The organism is Bdellovibrio sp. HM001 (assembly GCF_055397275.1).
This window is the reverse complement of the sequence record NZ_AP029175.1, coordinates 126,254-145,391: the sequence shown is the minus strand read 5'-3', so window position 1 is coordinate 145,391 and position 19,138 is coordinate 126,254. Positions and strand designations below refer to the sequence as shown.

Below are 19,138 nucleotides of genomic sequence, written 5' to 3'. Positions count from 1 at the left end.
CCCTTCATCCTCAGGGTGTAAGGCTATTTAGCTACAAACGAGGGACGTGTAATGAGGAACAAAAAGCAATCGAAAGAAGAGCTTATCAAGGAAGCTTTTTTATCTCTTTATCAGAGACTAAAGCGCATTCCCGAAGGTCAACTATTTTATTCTGAATCAGGATTTACCCGCGAAGAAGTCCGCCACTCATTCGTGAGCTACACGAATCTGGTAAATTCGGCGCTATCTGATGATGAAGGCTTCAACGAAACAAAAACGGTCAAGACGCTGAATTCAGAGCAGAAGCTTGTGATCCAGCGTTACATCGAGCTTGTCGATGAAGTAGGAAGGATCCCTTCCAGCTACGCTTTCCAACTGCACTTAAAAGCTGACCCTGAGACAAAGGAACTAAAAGACATTCTGTTCCCTGATCTCTTCGGAAGCTACACGGAGTTGATTTCTCGGGCTCAAAAGCGCTCTCCTAAAACATTTGAAAACATCATGACACCGCTTGATGTTGGCCCCGCGGCTTTTAAAAAGCATTTTGAAGAGGTTCGAAAGAAAAAGGCGATCATTACCACGACAGCAGTTCCTGGCGCCCCGGTGTGGAAATCCTTCTACAAGGCCTTAAAACATTTGGCCAACGACCTTGATGCCAAGATCGTGATACTGAAGACTTCGGGCGACCCTCTCACGATCGACCCGTTCTTAAAGAACGAGTTTATCCTGACACAGGACCTGTACGTGAACTCGAATCTGTCTTTCTGGGATGTCGAAGCACCCGCGACCACAAAGAATATCGCGAAGTCGTTCCGTAAGTACACCAGCGTGGAATCATCTCTTGTTCTTGCTTCAACAAAGCAGATCTTTTTGCCTGCCCCTTCGATGGGATCGCTTCCTCGTGCTGTATTCACGCCAGGTGCTTTGACACTTCCTTCTTACAAGAAGAACTCTTCCGGTGTGCAGGCTCGTAACGACCACTTCATGGGAGCGCACGTATTCAAGATTAAGAACGACAAAGTCTTCTTCCCTTACAACATGCAAGCCCTTCCGGACGGCTCAGTTGTTCACATGGGGACTTTGTACCGTCCAAACGGCACAAAGCGCCGCCTCACTCGCAGCGAAATTGTTCGTGTTGACGGTGATGATCACGCAATGATTCATTCCAAAACAGTGGAAAAAGCTCTTGCTCGTTTACAAAAGCAGATCCCGGCCCACATCAAGGTATCTCACGACACTTGGGACCAGCACATTTCCAATCACCACAATGAGGGGAAATACATCTTGAAGGCCAAGATGGCCGAGCGCGGCCTTGATCGAATCGAGGTTGAGCGCAGGGTCACGAGCGAATTCCTCGAGCGCAAATCAAAAGACTATGACCAGGTCGTGGTTGTCGTGGCAAACCACAATGAGGCACTTGCACGATTCCTGGATGAAGCTCGATACATCAAGGAATCTCAGAACTGGCTACTGGGTTCAATCCTTTCGCTTGCCCAGTTCCATAACATTGACCCGGTCGAATTCGCTACCAAACACTACGATGGATTTAAAGGTGCCATTGAGAAGTACTTTGATCAGATCAACAAGGGATCGCAGATCCCGACGCTGGCTCTGACCGAAAAGGCAAAGTTGAATAAGGTGCGCTTCATGCGCGTTGGCGAAACCTTCGAGTTTGGCGGATTCTCTCTTTCATATCATGGCGACGAGGGGGCTGGAGGCTCTTCCGGAACACCGGAAGCGATGGGCTTTATCCACTCCGGCTCAGTGGCCTCTTATGACGCAGGGGTTGTAACCGGCCACACTCATTCTTCAATGATTTACAACCGCACCATCAATGTCGGAACATCCACGTGCCTCCCTCACGAGGAAGATGCACCAGGGTATGTGAAAGGGTCACCAAACGCGTGGTTCAACTCCACGGCAAATATCTACGCACCAAAAGAATTCAAGGGCGTGGGTGTTGGGGAACTCCTTTTGATCATGGATGGGCAATACGAATAGACCTTACGCTTTCGACTGTCCCTCCGAAAGCAGAGAGCTGCTGGTTTTCCAGCAGCTCTCATTTTTTTGGGGTGTGAGCGAACTTTACGAAGCGCGCTTAATCGTTCTTGTCATCCTCACAAGATTCGAAGTCAAACGGTCCAAAAGATTTGCCATCTGACTGTTATCTGTGCAACGAATCAGCACGGTGTTACCTTTTTTCTTAAGCCCTTCAAATGCCGGCATGTATTCTTCGGGAACATCCAGATCAAGATCAACGTACCAGTATTGGTTGTCACTTTCGAGCTCCAGCATGAACTGGTGTTCAAATATGATATTTGCGCTGTCGCACGCTACCAGAAACAGAATTAAAGAATCTCTGTATCCAAGTCTTAAGGGGATCTCTTTAGTGACCATCGTGTCCTCCGATGTCAGTTAAATGGCCGGGGGCAGTGTTAGCTCTTTGTAGAGGGTTTGTTGGCAGGCCTGTGCCGCCTCCATCGAACCGGGGAAAACTTTGCTCCCGAGGTGTCCCAGGTTTGTTCCGCCAGACAAGCCGAGCACCGAAAGGTTACAAGCGGGGTCCCCACGGATCGCAACTCCTTCAAACCAAAACTCAGATCTGACGAGCAGCACGGGCAGCGATATATAACTTTTACGTCCTTTGGACCTGCGTATTTGTGCATAGCTTTTACCATCTCTCCCCTGGCCCATAACAAAACTGCGCCAGAAATGACTGACGCAAGAATAATCGAAACTGTCGCGAGGAGAAAATTTCCGTCTGGCACTAGGCCGCCTTTTTGATCAGTTGATGATCGTGATGACGAATGGAACCTCTGATTGTCCGCCGACTTCATAAGCTGTGGCCTGATATGTCGCCTCTAGCGCGGTTTGCGGGTCAATTGCCGCGTTTGCTGTTCCGTTGTTAGTGATCGCCGGGTCGCCGGTCATGACTCCAATTACGAAGCCGCCATTTCCGCCGGAACACGCCTGCGCAATGCTGACCGGTCCAGGCTGAGCTGCGCTGATTGAAATATCCTCACAAGAAAGAGGATCCGATCCAGAGGTGACGCTGGCATCAATGCTTCCGCATGCGGTAAGAGCAGCTGCCAAAAGGGTGAGAACTGAGAACTTTAACATGATTCCTCCAATACCCTCTTTAAATAGCCGGACACCTAAATGACCGAAGACATACTTTATACGACATGTTTGAAACGGTGGGCGCGGAAGGCGAGAACGCCTCCCGGCTGGAGATCTTGATGGCAGTCGCTCCAAATGCTATTAAAACGCATTAGACGTTAATAACGTAAAGTTCTATTGACCTTTTTCAATTTATTTGCGATTATAGACGCATGAGCATGGATAAAGATTTGGCCCTAAAAGCACTCAGTCTCCTCGATGAAGAAATACTAAAGCGCGATCTCCCACTTGTTAGGATGGTGACTGGCGGAGGAGCTTCGATGCTTCTGGCTCACGAGTTCCCCGGCAGCACCAATGACGTCGACGCTGTCCCAGTGAACGCAAGCTTTGATGAGATCAAGGCTATTGCTGAAGAAATTGCCAAGGTTCTGAAAATTGATCACGACTGGCTTAATCCGCACTTCCAGTCTTTCACAATCTATCTCCCTTCCAACGCAACTTCCAGGATGACCAGAGTCTACAGCGGAAGAAGGCTTGTGGTGGACAGCCTTGGCGCCGAAGATATTTTAATCATGAAACTCATGGCTGGACGATCAAAAGACTACGCACACATAGTGCATCTGATACGACGAGGCGTTGATATGAGCGTCGTCGAAGACCGCCTCAATGAACTTGTAGAAAGTAACATGTACAAAGACTTGGCCGAAAAGGCTCTGGATCTTCTCTACAGCCTGACTGAGGAATAGAATGAGCAAAACTCACTCTTCAAAATACTACCGACTGCAAAATCTACCAATGCAGATTGGGGAGCGGGATTTGGCGCGTATTTTCAATGAGTGCAGATTTGACCCAAGGCTCATGGAAGTGGCTACGGAATTTGTCAGAGATTACTGGTGGAACCTCGATCCAAAGCTCTTGAACAGATACTTGAAAAGAACAAGGTTTCCGTATGCCATTAAACCTGCCATCCTCGCGATCATCAAACATTGTGAGTTCAGAAATGAAGGGACACGGGCGAGTTTTCTGAAATGGCGAGAATCCGTCGTAGCCTCAATCAAGAACCCCTCCCCCCAACTGTTCTACATTGGGGTACACGCAATTGGATCAAGGGCTATGCAGGCCGAGGTTAGCGAGTCGCTCCCTTGCTTTTCAGAGTTCAATCTTTTCGCAAAGGATTTGCCCTTTAATAAAGGGAATCCAAAATTCGTTAAAAATGGCGCAGAACAAACGAACCACTTTACTGAAGCTGGCGCCTTGAAAGCCAAGATGGCCATGAAGATCAAATCTTTCAAGAAAGAGAAGTCTCTAACGAACGACGAGCTTTCTGAGAAGCTCGGGATAAACAGGGCTTTTGTCTCCAAAATCATGAACAACAAGCTCGACGGAATCACCCTGGACTATCTCATGAAAAGGTCTGAACTGATTTCGCAACTCTGACCTCTTGATTCCCCTATTTACCGACTCAGGAAATTCAGCGCCCCCCTTTTTTTGTTCAGATTCGCAAAGGAGAAATGGGATCAGCTGACCTCATCGTCCTCGGTCGACTTCAGAGGAAAGGTTTTTGTAAAGGCCTTGTGCATCCACCAGAGTGCCAACGGCCAAAGGACAAAATAAAGAACCAACTGGGAAACCCTCGAAACCGTCTCCAGAACGGCGCCCAAAATTTCAAAGCAAATTCGGACCCAGGCGCGAAAAAGAAACAGAATATCGACCCTCAGTCTCCCCAGGGGGAGAAACGGGCGCCCCGTCGATTGTCTGACTCCCCGGCCTTTAAAAACGGAAGTGAGTGTCATGTGGGTAATCACGCCGCCGGCCAAAATCCATAGTACCAATAACGCTGTTCCGATCATCATATCCTCTTTGGTATATATCAAATAAGGGTTCTTTAGCCGTCTCCGCGCCTCTGCGGTGACTCATCAACTCGCGAACACTTTGCTTACTTGATCATTTTAAATAGACCGATTTGATCTATTCGAATTTACTTCCGGGGGCTGAAATCGGAAGTTTGCCGCGATGGACCCGCGAGGGGTTACGGGGAGCACTCGGGCACCACTGCGCCAACAAAGACTGGCAGGTGTGGACCCGAAATGAAATGTGAGTAAATCAGAAACTTTTATTCCGAATGACCGACGGGGCGCACCTTCACCGTGGGCTTGTGTTCAGGGTAGTAGGCTTCCTCCAGAAGCTTGTCCCATTCATCGCGCTCCCTGGCAGCCTCTTCTTTGGAGAGATTCGTCTTAATGATTTTCACTTCCTGGCCAGGTCTCAAGCTTACAACTTCGAACATAAATTCCTCCACAGCGGATCTTAAAGACCCCTCACCAATGGGATGAAGGAGGACTGCGGGCGCGTCCGACCAACTGTTACCAGGGCTTCGCAAATGCCGAGGTTGACGATTCATTCCAGGACGGTCCCTGACGGCGAGGCGATAATGTTGCAATTTTCTAAGTTCTTAAATGATATATCTCGCAAAGTAGATACTTTGCTCAAAGACTCGCGTGAATGGTTGCCTGGAAAAGCGGGGACAGGGCCACGCTTCCGGGTTATATTTAGTAGGCCGAATTGCCGCCACTCGAATGGTCGCACGAGATCTTTCGCGATCACCCAGGAGCGAGCAGCACCAAGCCGCGGAAGAACGCGCCAGTAGCAATCAGTATCGCCCAGTAGATCTCAGCACCTGGCAGTCGTGCATTGCGTCCCGTTCGCCCAATTACCGCGCCATCGCCCTCCATTCGCCCGTCACCCACCGTCAGCTCGCTACCCCTGCCTCCGCCTCGCCAACCCGTCAAAACGCCCAAGTCAGCCCCAAAACAGCCCCAACATTCCCCCAAAACGCCTCGCCCAACCAGCCGCCGCAAGAACAAAAACAAAAAACACCAAAATACCAAAACCGCGACAAACTAATACACAAGACCCCCCTCCCCCTCCATACCACACGCAATATATATCATAAATTGCGCGTGTGAATGTCGGTTGCGTCCCCTCCCCACAAGTCGGTCGGCTCTTCGTGGACCCCGCTTTTCCACCTTTAGTGGACCAGCTCCTCACCCTCTCCACTTCGAGGTCTCCATATCATATCTGATATGTCGACCAAGCCGACCGAGTGGCTCGGTGTAAGCCCTCCCCGCTCGCCGGCCCCCTCCCGAAACCCCCGCCGCCGCCACTCCGTCAGTACCCCTGTCCGCCTCCTTTCGGGATTCTTCATCCTCTTATTGATAACGGGGGGGGTCGCTCCCCCCAAGGAGGTAAAATGGTAAATCTCAGAGGGGTCACCCACTTCTCTCTTTCTCTTGGAATCGGAACCGTGAAGGATCACCTGAAAGCTGTTCAGAAGAAGGGTTTAAAGGGCTTCACCCTCACCGATGAGATGTCCCTTGCTGGCGGTGTGCTTGCTTCCTTGGATGGTAAAAAGGAAAAAGTTCCGGTCGTGATTGGCGTCACCCTGAACGTTACTGAAAACGTCCGGGTCCGAAAAATCGACCACAAATATGACAAGGTCGTGGCACTGGCGAAGTCCCACAAGGGCTTTAAAAACCTCTCCCACCTAGTGTCTGTCGGGTCCCTTCCGAACCATGCCTATGCCGGCAAATCCCGCATTTCGTTTGATGAACTGTTCGGAAAGTCCGAAGACTTGGTCCTTCTTTCCGGGGATGCTCGGGGGCCTGTTGCCTACCATATCATCAATCGCACCGGCGAAGATGAGACCACGTTCCTGCGCCTGAAGGAGGCCTTCGGGGCAAACTTCAAATGTGAGGTCTCGCTGGCTGACTTCTCCAAAAAGTGGGATGCCAAGGAAGGGGTTTTCCTTACCCAGCCCAACAATCAGGTCATGGTGAATAAGCGCATGATCGAACTTGCACAGAAACACGGGGTCGAGATTGTCCTGACTTACCCGGTGCTGATGCCCTCCAAAGAAGACCTCACCAGCCAAGAAATCCTTCTTCAAAACGCGTACGGCGGGAACGTTCGTTTCCACGAGGCTGTCTGCCACATGTCCGAAGAAGAGGTCCACCAGTATATCGAGGAACGGCATCCATACCTTAAAGAGTATGATTACCGGGCATGGATGGCCAACACTGAGCGCGTCTTTGACGAGTGCAAGGATCCTTATTTTGAACCCGAGCTTTTCATTCCGCCGGTTGATCACAGTGAATATCCGTGCAACCAGGATGAGAAGTGGGAGCGGGCGTTCCAGGATTACAAGGCCCATGTTGAAAAAGTCCACCCGGCATTTGCGGAGATTTTGCACGAAGCTGACCAGGGGGAGAAGGACCTTAAGACCCTAATCAAGATGATCCTGATGCTGAACAAATTCAACCCCAAGGATCCGGCGTACCTTGAGCGCCTGTATTCGGACACGGTCGTTGCGCAAAGAAACGGGCTCGTAAATCTGGCGGACTATTTCCTATTTCTGGAGGCAGAAAATAGAAAGATCATCGCCACGGGCGAAATCCGCGGCCTGGGTCGTGGATCCGGCGCCGGTTTTTTGATCAATTATGGCCTTGATCTGACTGACGTGGACCCTATCAGGTACGGACTTCGCTCGGACCGCTTCCTAGCTCTGGATCGTACCGGGAAGGTCAACTACCGATTCACCGAGGTTGCGTGATCATGGGGGCACCAGCGGAGGTCGTCAATATCGCGTCCGTTCCCCAGAGAAGTCCTTTTCGGTATGCCGGCGGGAAGACTTGGTTTGTGCCGACCTTCCGGCAATGGATTCGCTGTTCGGCTGAGCGCCCGAAGATTCTTTTGGAACCCTTCGCCGGCGGCGGCATCATCGGGCTAACTGCGGCTTTTGAGGGACTTGCTGACAAAGTGGTCATGGTGGAGCTTGACCAGGACGTGGCCGCTGTCTGGCAGATTGCGACCTCCCCGGACTACGATAAACTTGCCCGAATGATCACAGAATTTGAAATGACTCGCGAAAAAGTTATTGCTGCCATCGAATCCACCCCTGCCAGCACTGTGGACCGGGCCTTCCAGACAATTCTCAGAAACAGGGTCTGCCATGGCGGAATCCTGGCTCCGGGCGCCGGGCTCATTAAAGGCGGCGAAAACGGCAAGGGACTGCACTCGAGATGGTATCCAGAAACCTTGGCTAAAAGAATCTGCGACATTGGAGCGATCAGGGAACGAATTGAGTTTATTCACGGCTCTGCTTTTGATGTGATTCCCCGCCATGCTGAAAGTGATCGCGCCTTCATCTTTGTGGATCCTCCCTACACAGCGGACAAGCGAAGTGCGGGCAAAAGGCTTTATCGACACCACGAGCTTGATCACAAAAAACTTTTCGAACTTTTTCAGGGATCGGGAGCGAACTTCCTTCTCACGTATGACGACAACTGCACAATCAGGGAGTTAGCGCTTGAAAACGGCTTCGAAACGGCTGTCATCCCGATGAAGACAAACAGGCATGTTAAAAAGGAAGAATTGGTCATTAGCAAGGAGCTGGATTGGCTCCGAACAGAAAAGGAGAACGCGTGGATCTGAAATTTGTAAATCTTATTGCGCTAATTGCGCTCGTGGCTGGAACAAAGTTCTTGGGGAAAAATCTGCCTAAGGATGCGGATCAATTTTACAGTCCGCTTCTCATACTGACGGGTGTGCTTTCTTTGCTTTTTGTAGTGGAAACTGCACGAGTATTTGTGAAGCTTGAAAAAAAGATGGCCTCGATTTTTTGTGTATTGTCTTCTGTGGCCTCGTGATCATTTCGATGTATTAGGGAAGAAGCGTGGACAACGACAAAACAGAACCCGAAATGTTTATTGGATACGTGGAAACTGAACGCATTCCTTTCAAAAAAGGGGACGTGATCTTGATTCCTGCCGGCACAAAGGTGAAAAGCACAAATCCGTCCAAGAGAGAATATCTCACCAAAAGAAAGCAGCGAATCAAGGTCTTCTCCGTAGATACCGGATCCGATATGGACGAAGCGCTTTACTCGTACGAGATTGACAGGCATGGAGCTGATGAAAACGCCCCTGTGATCGAGCGCGAAGTTGCCGGCTCGATGCAAAGAAGAAGAGTCACCTCTAACCCTTCTATCGTTTTCACAGGATCTGGCGGTTATTGGTGCCACGTGGAAGTCCGAGACATTCTCGCCGCCAACAAAAAAGACTGATGATGGGGCGAGACGTTCGTTTTCGCCCCCCCCTCAAGGGCCGCCCCCCCAAGTGACCCCTCATCTATTTACCAGCATGAGCACAAAACATCGCTGGAAGCCTGAGCAAATAGCCAAATTCATGGAACTCGCCAATCGTGTAACCTTTATGAATCGCGACCTTGGCAACATCATCCCAAACGAAGACCTTAAACAAGAGTATCTTACTCGACTGCTCGAAGGTCTTCACAAGCGCGCTACGGTCGGTCAGGCCGTGATCGACATCTACCGCGTAATGGTCGCAAACTCCAAGACCTCTGACTACGAAGCGCGAAGAAATGCCGCGACTGGGCCAGCAAGCTTGGAAGACTGGACGCCTTTCGCGGATCCAACTGAATCCATCGAGAACAGACTCGCTATCTCCTCCCTGACGAAACACCTTCCGGAGCGCGATCAATATATCATAAACAAGATACTGAGCGGGGATTCCCAAAGAGACGTGGCAGATGAGCTGGGACTTACCGAGTCCCGGCTGAGTCAGATTTATTTGCGTATCATCGAGCGATTGAAAGAAATCGCGGCGCGAAAACCTTTTATCAAAGGCTCAACCGAGGGGGCGGAAAATCCTCTATTCGCAACAACCAAGGCTGCGCGCAAAAGAAGAACGTTCGCTCAGAAATCGTGGATCTGCGCCGGCTGCGGCCATCGCCACACCGGCCAGCGGCGTCCGAAGGTGTGCCCAAAGTGCAAGAAACCAAAACTCAGAAAAACCTGAGCTTTAAATCCCGGTTCCAACAACGTTAGAGGGACACCCTTTCCACTTAGGGTCCGTAATCTTTTCCTGGATTACAGCGCCAATCTTCTCAATCTCTCTTTTTACGGCGTCAGCCTCTTTTTCGGTCTTTATTCTCACAGTTTTTCGTAGCTGGTTTTGGAAGACATCTTCACGTGTAGTTCCTGAATCTCTTTTTCATACTTGGCGCACCGACGCTGGGTAGCCTCACCCATCTCTTGCTTTGCCAGTTTGGCCTCATTCTCGATACCCTTATAGGCCTCAACCTGATCTATGACTGACTGATCCCACCTGTCGAAGACAACTTGGTCGCCGAAGCCGTCTTAATAGCAGTCTGTGGAAGAGCTGTCATCTTTGATTCTGCATTCGCGGTCCACAAACTTCACAGTTCCTATCAGGGTCAAATCTCCCGTGAAAACTTTGGAGGGATTGATCTTTTCGCGGACGACTTTACTGGGCGCCCGAATAATCTGAACACTGAAACTTCCAGCTGATCCGATTCTATGTCCCTGTTGAAAGTTTGTTGATCGAGTTTGCTTCTTTGTTCGGGTTTGCTCTTTGTAGTTCCGCTAGAATGGCGCGCTGAAGATCAAGGTGCTCGTTGATCTTGAAGTACCAGCAAACGATCTCCCGACATATCAGAAATAGAACAAACATAATGGCAACAAATATTGCCAAGCCAACAAGAACCGTAATTGCGACGGCCGTATCTACCATCACCCCTCCAATGAAACGAACTACATACGCCAATGTTTACACCGACAGCTGAATTCGAGGCAGTCCAGATGTGATCTGGTCCAGCTCTTGTTTCACCGTGGGACATAAACCGTCTCATTTTACATCTCTTCATCCTTATATTGAGCACAGACGTTGGTCTGGCCTCAAACCAAATGGGAGGTTTTATGTTCACGTTGCAGGTCTCTACAGAAAATCCAGAGGTTCGTTTCCAACTTGCTTTCGACCCTCCTCCATCTTTCAAATCTCCCGGTGCCGCAGAAGACTGGGCATTGATGAACCTGCCTCGCGGTGAGTACGTGGAAGCTCATGACGCTTCCGGCGAATTGGTCTTTAAAGGCTTTGTTGGACTTGGATTTGACTACGCTGAGGACGAGGTCTCCTCGTCGGTCCGTTCGGCTGCTTAGTAATTGGAGTACGTAAAACAAGGTTGGCCGACAAGGGGCACTTCATGAAAGAAAGACCGATTTTATTTAACGCCGAAGATGTCCGGGCAATTCTGGATGGGAAAAAGACTCAGACGAGACGGGTTTTAAAACCTCAACCAGAACCGTGCGATCACTTGCCCTACGAAGGGTATGAGACTGCTCCGACTGAGTTTTTTGAAACCGAAGGCGAATGGGCATGCAAAACATGTGGAAATGGAATGCGAACGTGCAAAGAGTTTCCATTCGTCAAAGGAATTCGATGCCCATACGGTAAACCCGGCGACAAGCTTTGGGCGAGGGAGACATTTTTGCCGTTTGATCTGGATTGGCGCTACCCAGGGCGTCCTCACGATTTGCGCGATGGCCCTTGGCCAAATGTGGCCTACGAAGCGGATCAGGACCACGACAGAAATGATTGTTTAAAGTGGCGGCCATCAATTCACATGCCTCGATGGGCTTCGCGCATCACACTGAAAGTCAAAAACATCCGGATTGAGAGGCTTCAGGATATCTCTGAAGAAGATGCGAAGGCTGAGGGGGTACTTCGATTTGAGCATGTAGCATCTGAGCAGTGTATCGCCGGTGATCTCGCTGGGCGCACCCAAGGAACAAGTCCTCATGTTCTGGCCTTTGCGTCTCTTTGGGATGGCATTACTACCCCGGATACACAATGGAAACAAAACCCCTGGGTCTGGGTCATTGAGTTTGAAAGGGTGAAATAGTTCACCAACACAAACTCGTTGTTAGACACAGGAGCCAGAGCGCTTTCTAGAGAAATGAAGGAGTGAGAGATGAGCGGAATCGGATTTAGAAGAGTTAAAAAAGACGACGAAAGGTTCGGCTTGAAAGCGGGCGATATTGTCGTGGTTGATACTAATTACGATTGGGACCATGAAAAAGTGATTTGCATTGGGAAGCTTGAGGTTAGAAATAACCACTCTCTTTACAAAGAATGTTTGGAGCCAATTACAATTCAAGAATTGAGGGATTTAAATGAAGCAGAAAAGGAAGGTTAGAAAGCCGAGCAGAATCGTGCTTCATGAAACATTGAGCGCAGGCCTTGATTACAACGAAACGTACCCAGTTCGAATTTCCACTTTTATTGGGCCAATTCGACTCCGTTTAGAATGGGCGAAGCGTCTCCACAAATGGCTAGGAAAGGCGATTGAATATCTGGAAACGAAGGAAGGGGAGCGATGAGCATAGACAAGAAGGAAGTGAAACAATTCTTCTTCTTTGAAGATCAAAATGTTAAGGGGACCTACAGCTCGGTCTTCACCGCTAAAAACCTGTCTCGGTTCGATAAGTCCGATCTTGATAGAGCAATCTTCGTGGTTCCAAAAACGGACTACGACACCATGATGAGAGAGCGGAATGAGTTGATTCAGGATTTGGAGGCCAAAGAGGAGGCCCGCAGGTATGCTTTTGAAAAATACGAACAATATCAAAAAGAAGTTGGCGATTACATCGGGAAGCAACTGAGGGCTCACGAGTCGAAAGACGCAGAAATAGCGTCCCTACGTGCCCAGGTGAAGGAGTTGGAAAGAATCAAGGTTCCAGGTCGCCTAGAGGTTCAGCTTAAGGAGAAGAACGAGGAGATCAGAAGGTTGCGGGAGGCTTTGAAGAGATTCGGGAACCACGCCGAAAGCTGCGTTTGCCATATTGGTCATCAAAACTACGAAAACGAATGCGATTGCGGACTAGACGAGATTCTTAAAGAATTGGGGGAAAGAAGCGTCAATACGAAGATGGAAGTGAAAGTCATTCATGTCGGCGAGGATTTCACCGAGATTGGCTTTGCGAATGGGACTTACGCCGCCGCAGCCTACGAAACAAAACCCGAAAGCGACGAACCCACAGTTGAATACGTTAAGAAATCTGACTACGACGCCGTGGTGAAAGAGCGAGATGAGTTGAGATGTAAATTCAAATTTTCTGAATTACTAGAGCAAAAGATGATTACCAATGTAGCGAAATTGCAAGAGGAAAATAAATCCAAAGACGCCGAAATCGCGAAACTGCGGGAGGTTTTAGAGGACTGCGTACATACTCTCGAAAACTCAAAATGCGATGAGCCACACTGGGTAAGCATTTCGATTAAGCTAGGCAGAAAAGCCCTCTCTGGCGAAACGAAGGAAGGTGTGTAATGGAAAAGAAAACGCCCCACAAGTGCAGGCACGAGGCCGTTGGAAACTTCAAATACAAATGCCACACTTGCGGCAACATGAACACGTTCTGCAAAATGGAATGGGAGCAGAGCTTAGAAACGCCGCTCAGTGGTCAGCACAGAGTCGCAGAAAAGAATCAGGCACCTCTTGCCAGATTAGGCAAGCAGGCTATGGAAATCGCTATCTCTAAAGGCTTTGACCCAAGAGACACAACAGATGGAGACAAACTCATGCTGATCGTCACTGAGGTCGCCGAAGCTATGGAAGACGTTCGCGAAGGAAAAACCAAGCTTAAAATTAAGCCGAACGGGAAGCCGGTTGGGCTGCCGTCAGAGTTGGCGGACATAATTATAAGGACCGCGCAATACGCGACTCACTTAGGTATCGACCTGGACGAAGCTGTGCTACTCAAGATGGAGTACAATAAGAAGCGTCCACACAAGCACGGCGGCAAAAAGCTATGAGCCCAAAGGCCGCGGGTTGCAAAACAAACGAAAGCCTTCCTTTTAAGTTCCCAGTGGGGGCGCACATCCGGGTGCGCTTCAACCTTAAGTATCACCCAGAAGAATGGGCGGAGGTTTCCGGCACCGTCCAAAGGCACAAAAAGTTTGGATATTCGATTCTCTGCCACACGAACAATCTCCTCGTCTACCTGCCAAAAGAAAAAGTTGAGGCCGGCGGCTCTCTGGTAATCCCTATGCCAAATTCCTTGGCAAATTGGGCAAAAACAGTATTAAAAAGACCGTAACTGCCCTTGGTGGCCATTTACTAAATGGCAGAGGAGGAAAGAATGCAGTCAAAAAGTGTGAGTTTGGCAGATCCAAAAGCTCTATCTCAGTTCATCGCCATGTTTGTGCCCGAGGCGTACGAGGTGGAAATTTCTGAGAACGACGTCGAAATTATGACAAAGATGCGCTTAATCGAATACGCCAACAACATTCTCTCGGCAAACCTTGGCGACGAAAGCCTACCAGAGAGATTTGTAAAGCTCGGTGACGCCGGGGGTATCGAGAACTTGGAAGACGCTGTCGCCATCGCCGAATGGTCCGGAGACAACGTTTCTAAGTTGATAATTCAGACGTAAAAAATAGAGAAATACGGTTCAGTATTACTTTTACCGAAGTAATACTGAACTGGGTTACGCGGCCTTTGTTGACTTCCTTTTCTTCTCAACATCTAGAATAATCACTTCGCAACCAAGAACAAAACACACATAGTCGCCGATATCGTCTTTTGAGGACGGCACATTGATCTCTTCGTTTGCAACTACGCTTAACAAGCCGTCTCAACCAGAGTTGATCAAGATCGGTTTCTGAAAATCGGCGCTCTCTTAGCAGAGGTCAAAAGCTCATCAAGTCTTTCCTTCCCTTCCTTAACCAACTTTTCATAAGTCTCAACGCTGCCGGCTCCCCGGTCAATTTCCGACCTTTGGTGCTTCACAACGCTTGCCCAATACCCAAAGTTTCCAGATATTCCCGCCATACCAAGGATAATCTGCTGGTCTAAAAGAGTGATCTCGAGCGCCTGAGACTCCGCATACCATAAAAGGTATTTTGCAGCTTTCTCGTTTAGCCGCCCGCCGGATGCTACTATTTCACGGATCTTTTGAATTTTTGAAGGTTCGGACATGATCTCCCCCCCCCGCTAAAATACTACTCCGACAACCCTTCTGTGTACAGATTTGAGTCGATTCATCCTCTTAGTGGAGGTATGCGATGGCAGACCCAAAGAAAAAGGATATGAAGAAGGCGATCGAGACTCTTATTGAGCTAGGGATCGTCGAGGCCGCTGGCAAAGACCCAAAAACTGGAGCGCCAAAGTACCGTCCAACCAAAATGGCGTCAAAAATGACAGACGCTGACGTTTTCGCGTATATCACGGGCCACTATTACGGGAAAGTCAGCTCGCCACAATAGGCCGCCCTCCTCTGTCAGGCCATTTAATGTCTGAACCACATAGCAAGGAGCAAACAATGAAGAAATTCCTCGTTCCCGTAACTGTGCATGTGCGCCAGATTGTGTCTGTGGACGCTTACGTAGCAATCAAAGCAAAAAGCATGGCCGAGGCCAAAAAAAAAGGTTGAAGCGGCTCAAGACGATCACGAAACGCTGTTGGCTAACTCGAAAATCCAAGCGGACGTTGACCATGTTCAGTACGCTCTTGAGAACTGCACAACTGAAGGGATCTACGACGCAATCAGTAGAAACGACATTGCGGGGATTGACCTTAATCCAGAAGAAATTGAGGAAGATGAAGAATAGGAGGCACTATGGAATTTTCTGCACTGGTGAAGGCCACGGCCTCCAGGTACAACGAAGAAAATACAATTGTCCAAGTGAGCGAAAGCGGCGCCCTCATAACATTTCTTAGTGAGGAAAACGGCAAGCTGAAGGGTTCACAAGTCATGATCCTGCCAGGCTCGGAAGACAATCGGGTTCATGCTGGCGTTCACTTGCGCAACGCCGATCCCGACCTTTTGGCGGACGCCATAGAATCAGCTCTAAGGGACGGGTTTTCGAAGATATTCATTCACTCTCACGAGCAAAGGAGATCAGCATGAACCGAGCAAAATTCTGGGAAGATTTGAATCTTCCGCACCCAAACTGTGAAGGTAGTGACTCTGAAATGATCCGCGCAATGCGAGACAAGATAAATCACGCGTTGGATCTGTTGGAGGAAGCAGAAGCCAAACTGAATCGCTGCGACTTTACTCGAAATCTGCCTGTCAAAATCGACGTTACGGCCGACAGGCAATAATTAGGGCGTGCTTCAAGCAGACTGAGGGGTCTCGGACAAATCGTCTAGCCGATCCCCTCCTTTTTTTGTCTCAAATCGAAATACTTCATCCCTCTGTTGGGGGCCGAGAAGCTGCGGCCATTTACCTTGCTCAACAAACAACAGGGGGCCACATGGGCGCTAAGCGTTTGGAATTTGATAAACTTGATGAAAATCCGGAACTGAATGAAATCGTAAAGAACGCCGTCGCCGCGGCTTTTGAAAAGCTAGATGACAACTTTGAAACTTGGGCAAAACAGATTGAAGAAGTTGAGTGTCGTTCGCGGGATGGTTTCATCTCTTCCAATGACGGCGGTTGGTGTGCAATTTCGTTTCTGGATCTTTACGGGCTGTTTGGCGGCGGATTTCAAAGCAAGTTCAATGAAGAAATCCAGGCAAAGCTAAATTCACTTTACGAGCACGGACTGGACATCGCAAAGGAAAGCTTCATCTCAGATCACAAGGAAGAGCTGGAAAAACTCCAGATCCCTGAGGACAAGATAAGCTACCATGACCTGTACGAACTAAAACAGGGCAAACTTGCTGAGAAGCTAAGCGAGTACGAGCACGAGTGTAACTCTGGCGAACAAAGCTCTGTCATGCTCCAAGTTGAGGCTTTCATCAATAGATCTTCTCGAGGCGAAGGCCGATCAATCCATATTGCTTGCGCCGTGAACTGGGAAGCTCCTTATCATCGCCGCGGCAAAGACAGGGAGTGGTTCGCGCAGGCTGACATCGAGTTCAAAAGCGCGAGCGAACTGAAAGCGCGTCTAACACCCGCTTTAAACAAGCTCGTTAAAAAAGCTCTTTCTTAAGAACCTTCGCGAAAACCCAGGCCGGCCAGAGGATTGTGGCCGGTCCAAATCTCTGGAGATGAGTATGAAAACAAGTCACCTAGAAATGATCGCCAAATGCCTTTCATCAAAAGTTCCGGGCACAAGTTATCGACTTTCCGACAGCGAAATCCATCTTTTCACAGATGACAAAGAGCTGAAGCTTTCTATTTACGAGCGCCCGGCGACTTTATCAGTTAATGAGGCCTTCCACGGTACGGAAAAGGACCGCTCGGACAAAATGGCCTCAAGGGAGTATGTTTTGAATGGTGAGGTCGACAATAATTACCACACCGAGATAGACCTCGTATTGAATGTTCATTCCGATGGAAACGTGGAAGTTGCTGACTACTACCCTTTAACAGCAATTAAGCGACACTTTTCGCCTCGATAGGAAGGCCAGGCTGCGCTTTGGCCATTTAATCTGCTGAATGGAGGACACATGGAAACATATTCAGTGCCCGAGATGGAATCAATGCTGCGCAAACACTTTTCAAAGCTTGAGCGATCTGACGTGTATAACACTCGCGTTTACGATCTTGGCCTTGATGACTGCGTCGCAAAATGTCCTGACCTTAACGTCGACCGCGTAAAAGGTATCGCGATTGATGTGGGACTTACGGTTATCAACCACAAGGACGAGGTTCACAAATACCCTCGCCACAGCTCTTTCACTTTCGTGATTCTGCGATAGGAGAAAAAATGTATTACCTTTCAATTGAACGAGTCAGGCTCGATTTGGGTGGAGAGAAGTTTGTCGATGTATCAGAAGCTGTTGGAACGAGCCTCTTTGAGGACGCGCCTCTCGCATCATTGCTCGGAAGAAAACTAAAGCTCTTTGTAGAGGAACGTCATGGACAAATTATTGACGCCGATGGAGACACGGTTGTTTTCGACACCGCGGACACGACAATCACCGCTCGCCTAAAACACCGATACAAAGAAGCAGTTGATGAACGCGACTTTGCGGCGTTTCTGCCGGAATGGAAATAAGGATCTGCAATCATGGGCACATTTGGATCAACTTGGCCACGAGTAAAGAAGGCGGACATTCTAAGAACTGGCGAAGCGATCGTGGAAGAGGAATGTCTTTCGAACCTTCGCGGAGTACCGTTATCAATTAGCCATCTCCCGAAGGAAAGCTCCGAGGAGAAAGCTATGGAAGCTGCTGAGAGAGCTGCGGATCCGTGGGATGGCGTAATTGTCGCCGGCCCTTACGATCACGACGGGCAGGAAGTTTACGCTGTTTGTTTAAAAGGCAAAGCCTAACTTTTTTTCGGAGGATTTATGAACACGAAAATCAGCTACATGTACAGAGACGCGGGCAACTATAAAAATTGCGGAACCGTGGTTGCTGAAGGCAAGTTGACCAATCGTCAAATTGAGGAGCTCAAGGGGTTCGATCAATTTATCGCTGAGCAGGTTGGACTCGCTCCCCTTCAGGAGGGCGAATACAATCCTGAATACGATCACCCATACCATGAGGTCACCGACGTTGAGCTTACCGAGGAAGAACCCACGATTAAAATGACCGCTAAGCAGCTTTACCAAGCATTTACCTCGGTCATGAAGTGGGATGAGAGCCTCTCTGGCTACAGCGGATTCTGACCTGCAATCCGTCTCATTATAAGACCGCCGTCACCCTTCATCCTCTTGGTGGAGGGCGTCTTTATGAGAGTGAATCGCGCAAAATTCTATGACCTTGGGTCCTTTACCGGTGAAATCGCTGACCAGATTGAGACCTCCTGGGAAGACCTGCAAGACAACTGCGAACAAAATGGCGGGGTTTACATCCACTATCAAGGAAACGGCGAGGTTGTGGCTTATGGAATGAAAGACGGAGAGCTGACCGCCCTTGTTTCCGCTAAGCAGGACCGTCGGTGCCCGGTCGACGTCTATTATGTGATGCGAGACATGCTCACAAACTCTGGCATCACTGTTATCCAAAAGCCTGAATTTATGAAAAACGCCGGGGCCGCATGATGAATGAAAACCGGAACGATCTTCAAAAGATTGATTTTTCACTGATCGTCATGCAAGGAACGCTGACCTTTTTGATCGTCTTCGTTGCCGCTGTCGATCATGAGGCTTCACGCCAATTTCTCCAAAAAGTCCAAATTCCCTCTGTGGTTGCCTCGCTTCTTTGCGTGGTCTACTTCTTTAGTCGCCCTTCAGGCAATGAAGGGGATTCCCAGTGAGACTCGACC

Annotated in this window: 28 protein-coding genes; 24 read left to right on the top strand and 4 right to left on the bottom strand. The window is 49.2% G+C overall.

Translation table 11 applies throughout. The features are described 5' to 3' along the window. Positions 1 to 51: 51 nt before the first annotated feature. Positions 52 to 1,980: a hypothetical protein gene (locus ACZ5ZZ_RS18410; protein ID WP_464142604.1), complete on the top strand. Its 1,929-nt coding sequence runs from the start codon at positions 52 to 54 to the stop codon at positions 1,978 to 1,980. 84 nt (positions 1,981 to 2,064) lie between these two features. Here ACZ5ZZ_RS18410 and ACZ5ZZ_RS18405 read toward each other — a convergent pair whose 3' ends face one another. Together ACZ5ZZ_RS18405 and ACZ5ZZ_RS18400 are read right to left on the bottom strand one after the other, a co-directional pair. Further along, complete coding sequence (locus tag ACZ5ZZ_RS18405) at positions 2,065 to 2,376, bottom strand: hypothetical protein (RefSeq protein WP_464142602.1); 312 nt, start codon at positions 2,374 to 2,376, stop codon at positions 2,065 to 2,067. A 387-nt stretch (positions 2,377 to 2,763) separates the two neighbouring features. Continuing rightward, positions 2,764 to 3,099, bottom strand: coding sequence for a hypothetical protein (locus tag ACZ5ZZ_RS18400; RefSeq protein ID WP_464142600.1), 336 nt, complete (start codon positions 3,097 to 3,099; stop codon positions 2,764 to 2,766). Between the two features lie 212 nt (positions 3,100 to 3,311). Between ACZ5ZZ_RS18400 and ACZ5ZZ_RS18395 the strand changes: the two genes are divergently transcribed. Both ACZ5ZZ_RS18395 and ACZ5ZZ_RS18390 read left to right on the top strand, forming a co-directional pair. After that, a complete protein-coding gene (locus ACZ5ZZ_RS18395) occupies positions 3,312 to 3,845 on the top strand; it encodes a DUF6036 family nucleotidyltransferase (protein ID WP_464142598.1) in 534 nt (177 codons plus the stop codon). A gap of 1 nt (position 3,846) precedes the next feature. Continuing rightward, positions 3,847 to 4,536: an XRE family transcriptional regulator gene (locus ACZ5ZZ_RS18390; protein ID WP_464142596.1), complete on the top strand. Its 690-nt coding sequence runs from the start codon at positions 3,847 to 3,849 to the stop codon at positions 4,534 to 4,536. A gap of 80 nt (positions 4,537 to 4,616) precedes the next feature. Here the strand turns inward: ACZ5ZZ_RS18390 and ACZ5ZZ_RS18385 are convergent, their stop codons facing one another. Continuing rightward, a complete protein-coding gene (locus ACZ5ZZ_RS18385) occupies positions 4,617 to 4,952 on the bottom strand; it encodes a hypothetical protein (RefSeq protein WP_464142594.1) in 336 nt (111 codons plus the stop codon). 260 nt (positions 4,953 to 5,212) lie between these two features. Further along, entirely contained in the window at positions 5,213 to 5,386 is a 174-nt protein-coding gene (locus ACZ5ZZ_RS18380; protein WP_464142592.1) for a hypothetical protein, read from the bottom strand. A 963-nt stretch (positions 5,387 to 6,349) separates the two neighbouring features. Here ACZ5ZZ_RS18380 and ACZ5ZZ_RS18375 point away from each other — a divergent pair. The 21 genes from ACZ5ZZ_RS18375 to ACZ5ZZ_RS18275 all read left to right on the top strand — a co-directional run bounded on the left by ACZ5ZZ_RS18375 (position 6,350) and on the right by ACZ5ZZ_RS18275 (position 19,129). Continuing rightward, a complete protein-coding gene (locus tag ACZ5ZZ_RS18375) occupies positions 6,350 to 7,708 on the top strand; it encodes a PHP domain-containing protein (protein ID WP_464142590.1) in 1,359 nt (452 codons plus the stop codon). Positions 7,709 to 7,710: 2 nt separating this feature from the next. Continuing rightward, positions 7,711 to 8,589, top strand: coding sequence for a DNA adenine methylase (locus tag ACZ5ZZ_RS18370; protein ID WP_464142588.1), 879 nt, complete (start codon positions 7,711 to 7,713; stop codon positions 8,587 to 8,589). A gap of 241 nt (positions 8,590 to 8,830) precedes the next feature. Continuing rightward, the gene (locus ACZ5ZZ_RS18365) at positions 8,831 to 9,220 is read left to right on the top strand and encodes a cupin domain-containing protein (protein ID WP_464142586.1); all 390 of its coding nucleotides are present in this window, start codon (positions 8,831 to 8,833) and stop codon (positions 9,218 to 9,220) included. Between the two features lie 76 nt (positions 9,221 to 9,296). Then, a complete protein-coding gene (locus ACZ5ZZ_RS18360; protein ID WP_464142584.1) occupies positions 9,297 to 9,974 on the top strand; it encodes a sigma-70 RNA polymerase sigma factor region 4 domain-containing protein in 678 nt (225 codons plus the stop codon). A gap of 920 nt (positions 9,975 to 10,894) precedes the next feature. Beyond that, on the top strand, positions 10,895 to 11,134 hold the full coding sequence (locus ACZ5ZZ_RS18355) for a hypothetical protein (protein ID WP_464142581.1): 240 nt from the start codon (positions 10,895 to 10,897) through the stop codon (positions 11,132 to 11,134). A 44-nt stretch (positions 11,135 to 11,178) separates the two neighbouring features. Further along, a complete protein-coding gene (locus tag ACZ5ZZ_RS18350; RefSeq protein WP_464142579.1) occupies positions 11,179 to 11,877 on the top strand; it encodes a hypothetical protein in 699 nt (232 codons plus the stop codon). A 69-nt stretch (positions 11,878 to 11,946) separates the two neighbouring features. Continuing rightward, positions 11,947 to 12,171: a hypothetical protein gene (locus ACZ5ZZ_RS18345; RefSeq protein WP_464142576.1), complete on the top strand. Its 225-nt coding sequence runs from the start codon at positions 11,947 to 11,949 to the stop codon at positions 12,169 to 12,171. 180 nt (positions 12,172 to 12,351) lie between these two features. Then, positions 12,352 to 13,302, top strand: coding sequence for a hypothetical protein (locus tag ACZ5ZZ_RS18340; RefSeq protein WP_464142573.1), 951 nt, complete (start codon positions 12,352 to 12,354; stop codon positions 13,300 to 13,302). After that, positions 13,302 to 13,787, top strand: a complete 486-nt coding sequence (locus tag ACZ5ZZ_RS18335) for a hypothetical protein (protein ID WP_464142571.1) — start codon at positions 13,302 to 13,304, stop codon at positions 13,785 to 13,787. The genes ACZ5ZZ_RS18340 and ACZ5ZZ_RS18335 overlap by 1 nt, the downstream gene beginning before the upstream one ends. Positions 13,788 to 14,113: 326 nt before the next feature. Next, complete coding sequence (locus tag ACZ5ZZ_RS18330) at positions 14,114 to 14,407, top strand: hypothetical protein (protein WP_464142569.1); 294 nt, start codon at positions 14,114 to 14,116, stop codon at positions 14,405 to 14,407. Positions 14,408 to 15,038: 631 nt separating this feature from the next. Next, positions 15,039 to 15,239 (top strand): hypothetical protein, encoded by a 201-nt coding sequence (locus ACZ5ZZ_RS18325; protein WP_464142567.1) that lies wholly within the window; start codon positions 15,039 to 15,041, stop codon positions 15,237 to 15,239. A 195-nt stretch (positions 15,240 to 15,434) separates the two neighbouring features. Further along, positions 15,435 to 15,584, top strand: coding sequence for a hypothetical protein (locus ACZ5ZZ_RS18320; RefSeq protein WP_464142565.1), 150 nt, complete (start codon positions 15,435 to 15,437; stop codon positions 15,582 to 15,584). Between the two features lie 8 nt (positions 15,585 to 15,592). Further along, entirely contained in the window at positions 15,593 to 15,883 is a 291-nt protein-coding gene (locus tag ACZ5ZZ_RS18315) for a hypothetical protein (protein WP_464142563.1), read from the top strand. Beyond that, positions 15,880 to 16,080 carry a hypothetical protein gene (locus ACZ5ZZ_RS18310; RefSeq protein WP_464142561.1) on the top strand — a complete coding sequence of 67 codons (201 nt, stop codon included), beginning with the start codon at positions 15,880 to 15,882 and terminating at the stop codon, positions 16,078 to 16,080. The genes ACZ5ZZ_RS18315 and ACZ5ZZ_RS18310 overlap by 4 nt, the downstream gene beginning before the upstream one ends. Before the next feature lie 152 nt (positions 16,081 to 16,232). Further along, positions 16,233 to 16,913: a hypothetical protein gene (locus tag ACZ5ZZ_RS18305; protein WP_464142559.1), complete on the top strand. Its 681-nt coding sequence runs from the start codon at positions 16,233 to 16,235 to the stop codon at positions 16,911 to 16,913. Between the two features lie 64 nt (positions 16,914 to 16,977). Then, positions 16,978 to 17,325, top strand: coding sequence for a hypothetical protein (locus ACZ5ZZ_RS18300; protein ID WP_464142557.1), 348 nt, complete (start codon positions 16,978 to 16,980; stop codon positions 17,323 to 17,325). A gap of 48 nt (positions 17,326 to 17,373) precedes the next feature. Then, entirely contained in the window at positions 17,374 to 17,625 is a 252-nt protein-coding gene (locus ACZ5ZZ_RS18295) for a hypothetical protein (RefSeq protein ID WP_464142555.1), read from the top strand. Positions 17,626 to 17,633: 8 nt separating this feature from the next. Then, positions 17,634 to 17,924: a hypothetical protein gene (locus tag ACZ5ZZ_RS18290; RefSeq protein WP_464142553.1), complete on the top strand. Its 291-nt coding sequence runs from the start codon at positions 17,634 to 17,636 to the stop codon at positions 17,922 to 17,924. A gap of 294 nt (positions 17,925 to 18,218) precedes the next feature. Continuing rightward, the gene (locus tag ACZ5ZZ_RS18285; protein WP_464142551.1) at positions 18,219 to 18,539 is read left to right on the top strand and encodes a hypothetical protein; all 321 of its coding nucleotides are present in this window, start codon (positions 18,219 to 18,221) and stop codon (positions 18,537 to 18,539) included. Positions 18,540 to 18,602: 63 nt separating this feature from the next. Beyond that, positions 18,603 to 18,914, top strand: a complete 312-nt coding sequence (locus tag ACZ5ZZ_RS18280; RefSeq protein ID WP_464142549.1) for a hypothetical protein — start codon at positions 18,603 to 18,605, stop codon at positions 18,912 to 18,914. Continuing rightward, positions 18,911 to 19,129 carry a hypothetical protein gene (locus ACZ5ZZ_RS18275; RefSeq protein WP_464142547.1) on the top strand — a complete coding sequence of 73 codons (219 nt, stop codon included), beginning with the start codon at positions 18,911 to 18,913 and terminating at the stop codon, positions 19,127 to 19,129. The genes ACZ5ZZ_RS18280 and ACZ5ZZ_RS18275 overlap by 4 nt, the downstream gene beginning before the upstream one ends. Positions 19,130 to 19,138: the final 9 nt, after the last annotated feature.